Source organism: Streptococcus mitis (assembly GCF_946188695.1).
Taxonomy (GTDB): Bacteria; Bacillota; Bacilli; order Lactobacillales; family Streptococcaceae; genus Streptococcus; species Streptococcus mitis_DF.
Window position 1 is genome coordinate 1 of sequence record NZ_CAMHWI010000089.1, and the last position, 243, is coordinate 243.

Genomic DNA, 243 nt, shown 5'->3' on the forward strand with positions numbered 1-243 from the left:
TGGTCAGGCAAATGATTGCCACAAAGCTCAGCTCGTCTCATAGAGCGTATAAGATCGGTCATTTGATCTGCGACAGGCCCACCAAAACCTAAGACAAAGGCCATGGTATGAGAGGGAAGATAAAGCATGGAAAGAAGAAATGCAAATAAATTTTCTGCTTCTGATTCATCCATCTCAAGCGCATACCGACTTAAAAAAGTCATATAAGCTTTTTCTAAGCGTTGAAAAAATACATTTTTGGCA

1 pseudogene is annotated in these 243 nt (G+C 39.9%); it reads right to left on the reverse strand.

Annotation, left to right across the window (positions count from 1 at the left end):
• A pseudogene (locus tag N8L33_RS10045) lies at nucleotides 1–243 on the reverse strand (helix-turn-helix domain-containing protein); the annotation flags it as partial.